The sequence below is a fragment of the Phocaeicola sp. genome (assembly GCF_057861905.1).
In genome coordinates, this window is sequence record NZ_DBMACV010000110.1 from 1 (window position 1) to 6493 (window position 6493).

The 6493-nt window shown below is 39.2% G+C and carries 5 protein-coding genes; 4 read left to right on the top strand and 1 reads right to left on the bottom strand.

The window, feature by feature from the left end:
* The 4 genes from ACZM60_RS14120 to ACZM60_RS14135 all read left to right on the top strand — a co-directional run.
* A partial coding sequence (locus ACZM60_RS14120) for an RteC domain-containing protein (protein WP_487702986.1) occupies positions 1-273 on the top strand: 273 nt, incomplete at its 5' end.
* 299 nt (positions 274-572) lie between these two features.
* A complete protein-coding gene (locus ACZM60_RS14125) occupies positions 573-1703 on the top strand; it encodes an ATP-binding protein (RefSeq protein WP_005944193.1) in 1131 nt (376 codons plus the stop codon).
* Between the two features lie 19 nt (positions 1704-1722).
* A complete protein-coding gene (locus ACZM60_RS14130; RefSeq protein WP_005944191.1) occupies positions 1723-3504 on the top strand; it encodes an ATP-dependent nuclease in 1782 nt (593 codons plus the stop codon).
* 4 nt (positions 3505-3508) lie between these two features.
* The gene (locus ACZM60_RS14135; protein WP_005944188.1) at positions 3509-5290 is read left to right on the top strand and encodes a UvrD-helicase domain-containing protein; all 1782 of its coding nucleotides are present in this window, start codon (positions 3509-3511) and stop codon (positions 5288-5290) included.
* Between the two features lie 144 nt (positions 5291-5434).
* Here ACZM60_RS14135 and ACZM60_RS14140 read toward each other — a convergent pair.
* The coding region (locus ACZM60_RS14140) for a TraM recognition domain-containing protein (protein WP_489521811.1) at positions 5435-6493 on the bottom strand (1059 nt) is incomplete at its 5' end.

Sequence of the window (6493 nt, forward strand, 5' to 3'; positions counted from 1 at the left end):
CCCCTGCAATGGACGGGCAACGCCATCGACCTCGTGGAACTTATCTACGGCATCAACGAGATGGGCTGCATCAACAACGGCAACATGCCGCTCAAACAGCTGGCCCCGCTTCTCTACAAGATTTTCGGGGTTGAATCAAAGGACTGCTACCGCTTCTATATAGACATCAAACGCCGGAAGAACGAAAGCCGCACCTATTTCCTTAACAGAATGCAGGAGAAACTGAACGAGAGAATGCTCCGCGACGAAGAAATGGAGCGCATGAGAAGATAAAAAATATCCATTATAAATAAAAAGACAGGATGCATGTATTCCTGTCTTTTTAGTTTATATTTGATTACATACTAATTAGTTCTATATGAAACCTTTCAATCCGATAAAGATAAACTGCAAAACATTATGTCTGGGAAATAATAGAACAATTAGTGCTATTAGCATTTATAATTACTACGAACGATGAAACAACTACTTTAAGATTGATCTATAAAAATCGCCACTTTGCAGTTTGTTTTTTGTGTAAAATTCGCCAATTAAAAAATTATGATTATCTTTGCACTATAATTCATAAAGGTATGGAAACAGTAAATAGAATACTTCAAGAGAAGATTACTGCACGAATCGCGCCCAATAAAGCAGTATTAATTTTTGGTGCCCGCCGTGTTGGTAAAACGGTAATGATGCGTAAAATTGTGGACAACTATTCAGGTAGGACTATGATGCTCAACGGTGAAGACTACGACACATTAGCACTTTTGGAGAATCGCTCAATTGCCAATTATCGACATTTGCTGGATGGTATTGATTTGCTGGCTATTGATGAGGCACAGAACATACCACAAATCGGTAGTATTCTGAAGTTGATAGTTGATGAAATACCGGGAATAAGCGTCTTGGCAAGTGGTTCTTCATCATTCGATTTACTGAATAAGACTGGTGAACCGTTGGTAGGTCGCAGTACGCAATTTTTACTTACTCCTTTTTCGCAACGGGAAATAGCACAAATAGAAACCCCTTTTGAAACTCGTCAGAATCTTGAAGCCCGTTTAATTTACGGTTCATATCCTGAAGTAGTAATGATGGAGAACTATGAACGTAAAACAGACTATTTACGCGATATTGTAGGTGCATACCTGCTTAAAGATATCTTAGCAATTGACGGCTTAAAAAATTCGAGCAAGATGCGCGATCTGCTTCGATTGATAGCTTTTCAGTTGGGCAGTGAAGTTTCTTACGATGAGTTAGGTAAACAGCTCAGCATGAGCAAAACAACAGTTGAAAAATATCTTGACCTCTTGGAGAAAGTATTCGTTATATATCGTCTTGGGGCTTACTCGCGCAATCTTCGCAAGGAGGTGACGAAAGCTGGGAAGTGGTATTTCTATGATAATGGCATTCGAAATGCTATTATAGGTGCTTTTTCACCATTGGCTATTCGGCAGGATGTTGGTGCATTGTGGGAGAACTATATCATCGGAGAGCGTCGTAAGGCGAATTTCAACGAAGGGCTGCATAAGGAGTTCTATTTTTGGCGTACTTACGATAAACAAGAGATTGATCTTATCGAAGAGAATCCTAATAATCTGACCGCATTGGAATTTAAATGGGGGAACAAGATGCCGACTGTTCCAAAAGTATTTCAAGAAGCATATCCACACGTAGAGTTTCATGTGGTGAACAGGGAAAATTATTTAGAATTTGTGTAATGTAAAAATTTATAAGAGTATGTATTTAAGCCGGTTGCATATTAGTAAGTTTAGAGTATTCGATGATATCACCTTGTATTTCAAGAATGGTATAAATATACTGATTGGAGAAAATAATTCGGGAAAAACCGCAATTATAGATGCCTTACGTATATGTCTCGGATGCGGTAAACCAGATAACTTTATTTATGTGCAAGACGGAGATTTACATGTTAATCCGGAAAATCCTTCAGAAATCAACACAGTCATACAATTTGACTTGATATTTGAATTTGGAGATGCGTCAATTGAAAGGGAATGTTTCTATGATTTCATATCACAAGATAAAGACAATCCTGACAAGCAAACGATACAGTTGCATTTGAAATTCATCCAAGAAAATAATGGGAAGAAAAAATATTTCAAACGAATAATATGGGGTGGAGACAACGAAGGGCAGCAAGTACCTTATGAATCTTTACAAGAAATCTTTTATACCTATTTAAGTCCACTAAGAGATGCCGTAAGTTGTCTGCGACCTTATTCATATGACAATAAAACATCGCAGTTATTCAACCAACTTACAAAATATGACAAAGGCAACGAAAGCATACCTCTGAATGAAGAAAAGAAAAAATCACTTGCAAAAAATCTATACCAAATCTTCGAGAATGATGCTTATGATTGGAAACATATTTTAACTACAGGAAAGAGCAAAGTTAATGAGCATCTTGAAGGTACAGGAATAACTCTAAAACATCCTGATATAGAAATGCGCTATGTAGGCCGAGAGTTCTCGGATGTTGTACGTGGTATCGAATTAAAATGTCCGGTTTATAAAACAGTCGAAGCCGGACAAGAACAGAAATACTTTACCCTATCTCAAAATGGTTTAGGTGAAAACAATCTTATTTTCACATCCGTTGTCTTAGGAGATCTTATCAACAGATGCGAAGACCATGCTTTGGAAATCTACAACGCTTTACTTGTGGAAGAGCCCGAAGCACACTTGCATCCACAGTATCAGAATACTTTCTTCGAGTATCTAAATGAATTACAAAGCAAAGGACTTCAAGTATTTGTAACATCGCACTCACCGACAATTACGGCTAAATCGGATGTCAATAATATTTCCATTTTGCAACGTAAACAAAGTATTATACAGTCATTTTCATTTGATGAATTATCGGAAGATGATTATCCGAAAGAAAGTAAACGACATTTGCGAAAATTCTTGGACACGACAAAAGCTCAATTATTTTTTGCTAACGGAGTGTTGTTGGTAGAAGGTGTCGCAGAAGCGATTATTATACCCATTCTCGCAAAGAAATTCTTGACCGAAAAAATCGACTTGTGTAAAAGTGGCATTGAATTAGTCAATATCGGAGGTGTCGCATTCAATCATTTTGGGTTATTATTTAACAATGATGATGAGAGAAAGCGACTATTGTCGAAATGTGCGATCATTACAGACAGCGATCCCAAAGACAATGGAGATATATCTGACAGAGCGCAAAAAGCAAAGGATTTAGAGAAACATAACCTGAAAGTATGTTTGGCTACACACACTCTTGAGCATGATTTATTCGAACAATCTGAGCGTAACAAAGCTATAATGCGAGATGTATATCGAAAAATACATGCTCAAACAGATGATTTAAGTGGTGATTTTAATGTCTCTACTTTAATGAAAAAACTCAAATCTAATAAAGATAAAGCGGAATTTGCATTACAACTTTGTGATAGATTAGAAACCGAAGTAGCGTTCGATGTACCTGATTATATAAAGGATGCTATTTTGTTCATAGCCCCTTCAGAATAAAAGTATGGATATTCAATTATCAGCACAACAACAAGCTGTTGTAGGTTGCAACGAGCCGAGAATTGTCGTGAAAGCCTGTCCGGGAAGTGGAAAGACTTTCTCTGTGGCTGCGCGTATGGCAAAACTTTTACGAGAGAATAATTTATCGAGACACCGAGGAATTGCAGCCATATCTTTTACCAACACTGCATGTGAGGTTATACAAAAAGAACTTAAAGAGACATTCGGTTGTCGAAATATAGGTTATCCTTCATTTATAGGGACGATTGATAGTTTTATAAATACTTACATATTTCTGCCTTATGCCCATTTAGTTATGGGATGTGATTGTCGTCCTGAAATAGTAGGAACCGCATTTAATAAATGGTTTGATTATGATCCGACCCAAACAAGATATATTAGGGGTAAGCACGGTGAACGAATAATTACATCTCGTGATACCAACTACTATTTCGATCTCATATCATTTGGGCTTAATGACCAATTATTGCGATTAGCCCCATATCAGTCATATCATTTCGGAAAAGCGGATTGGGATAATCCCAATAAGAAAGATGGTTCACCTAAAAAGATTATATCTGAATTGAAAGAGATGAAATGGAAACATTTCAATGCAGGCAAGTTCAATCAGGCAGATGCGATATATTTTACATTCAGAATATTAGATAAATATCCTTCAATAACACAAAATCTTGTCCGTAGATTTCCTATATTGATAATTGATGAAGCTCAAGACACAACAGAGTTGCAAATGGCTATAATTGATAAATTATCTCAATATGGAGCGGAATCTATTATGTTGATTGGGGATCCTGACCAAGCAATTTTTGAATGGAATACTGCCAGTCCACATTTATTTATGGAAAAATACAATAATCCAGATTGGCATTCATTGGATTTGTCGGAAAATAGACGTAGCTCCGAAAAAATATGTCAATTAGCTAATCGTTTCTCAGGAAATGAAATGTGTTCAATAGCAAGTGACAAGGATTACACAGACGAGCCATGTATTAAAGGGCATCTCGACACGCCGGAATCTGTCAATCAAATTACGAATCATTTCATCGAAAAATGCAATGAGATGGGATTGGATGAATCTGAATATGCAGTTGTATTTCGAGGACAAAAGTTTGGCGAAACAAACTTTGGATTAGTAAACAATGATAGCTCATCAAGACAGAATAGTCCGTGGATAAACGGACACTACGGCGTTAGAGATATTGTATATGGAAAATATTTGATTGATCATGGAAAATATACTGACGGACTATCTCTTATAGAAAAAGGTTGCTATAAAATAACAAAGCGAGTACGGTATGTTCCCGCAAGTACAATACGAAAAGAAATAGGGGAAGTAGGGTTTAGAAGACATAGAGCAGAAATGGTTGAGTTTATTCAAAAATTACCTTCAACGAATAATACACTGTCTAATTGGATTACGGAACTTCAACAAACGGGCATAAATCTAACTGTTGATTTGGGCAAGGCGAATGTCCGTATTGAATCGCTTTTTAGAACAGTAAATCATCTCTTTCGGCAAGAGCGACCTTACCTGAAAACAATTCATTCGGTAAAAGGCATGACATTGGAGGCTATTTTAGTATTTCTATCTAAAAAAGCTGTCAGCACGAACTATGCAACGATTTTGAATAATCCTGCAAAGTATTCTGTTGACAATAATGAAGAACTCCGCATTGTGTATGTTGCATGTACACGACCTAAAAAAATGTTATGGATAGCCGTTCCATCAGACGATATCGATTGTTGGAGAAATAAATTGTTCTAAGCAAAAACAGATGATGCGATATTGTTTGCCATCATCTGTTTTTTGCTTTATATTTAACTACTTGGTAATAATATGCTTATAACGGGGCAGAACAAGGTATCAAACTTGTCCCGCCCGTTTCCGTTACCGACTGCCTCCTGTCGGCTATTTCTGCTGCAACAGATGTTTCAGATTTTCGTCATTAGCGATGCGTTCCAACTCTTCCTGAACAATCTGTTTCACCTCCTCCTTGATGCGCCTGTAATTCGCCTGCACTGTTTCCTTCATGCAGTCTTTGCCATCCTCGTCCGTGAAGTCGGTAATGATGGGTATCGGCTTGTAGGCTTTCTCCTCGCGTTTCACCTTCTCGGCATCCACGACAATCTCACAGTGGAAAATCTTCTGCTCGATACGCTCGTTGAAGTTGTCGGACACCGAACCGACAAACATGCCCTGCGTCAATCCGGAAATCTTGCTCGGCGGGATAAGCGCGTCCATCTGCGTGTTGATGGATGTAGAAACGTCCTGCCGGTTGATAGAGATAGACTGCCGTTTTTGCAACACCTTTCCGAACCGCTCCGAAAGCGTCTTGGCGGTTTCGCCCACCACCTGACCGGAGAAGATATTTCCGACAGTATTCATCACGACTTTGGCTTCTTTATCGCCATAGTCACGCACCAACTGGCTGAAATCCTGAAATCCCAGACATACGGCAACCTTGTTGCTTCGTGCGGTGGCGATAAGGTTGTCCAGCCCCTTGAAATATATCGTCGGAAGCTCGTCGATGATAACTGACGACTTCAACATCCCTTTCTTGTTGATGAGCTTCACGATACGGGAATTATACAGACCGAGAGCCGCCCCGTAAATGTTCTGACGGTCCGGATTGTTGCCCACACAGAGGATTTTCGGCTCTTCGGGATTGTTGATGTCCAGCGTGAACTCGCTGTCCGACATCACCCAATAGAGCTGCGGGGAAATCATGCGTGACAGTGGAATTTTCGCCGATGCGATCTGCCCCATCAACTGCTCGGCAGCCCCTCCGAGCCATGCGTCCATGAACGGTGAGAGATAGTTCTCCAGTTCGGGATAAGAGGTCAGAATCGGGAAAATATCCTCATAGCGGCGGTTCAGGAACTCGATGGCATGGGGGAACGTGCAATACTTGCCGTTCTGAAAAATTTTAAGATACCAGATGATAGCCGCGAAAAGGATGATGGGCGA

What these genes read in the sequence shown, in the direction of transcription:
- ACZM60_RS14130 (WP_005944191.1), top strand. Translation starts at nt 1,723, where the DNA reads ATGTATTTAAGCCGGTTGCATATTAGTAAGTTTAGAGTATTCGATGAT.
- ACZM60_RS14135 (WP_005944188.1), top strand. Translation starts at nt 3,509, where the DNA reads ATGGATATTCAATTATCAGCACAACAACAAGCTGTTGTAGGTTGCAAC.
- ACZM60_RS14125 (WP_005944193.1), top strand. Translation starts at nt 573, where the DNA reads ATGGAAACAGTAAATAGAATACTTCAAGAGAAGATTACTGCACGAATC.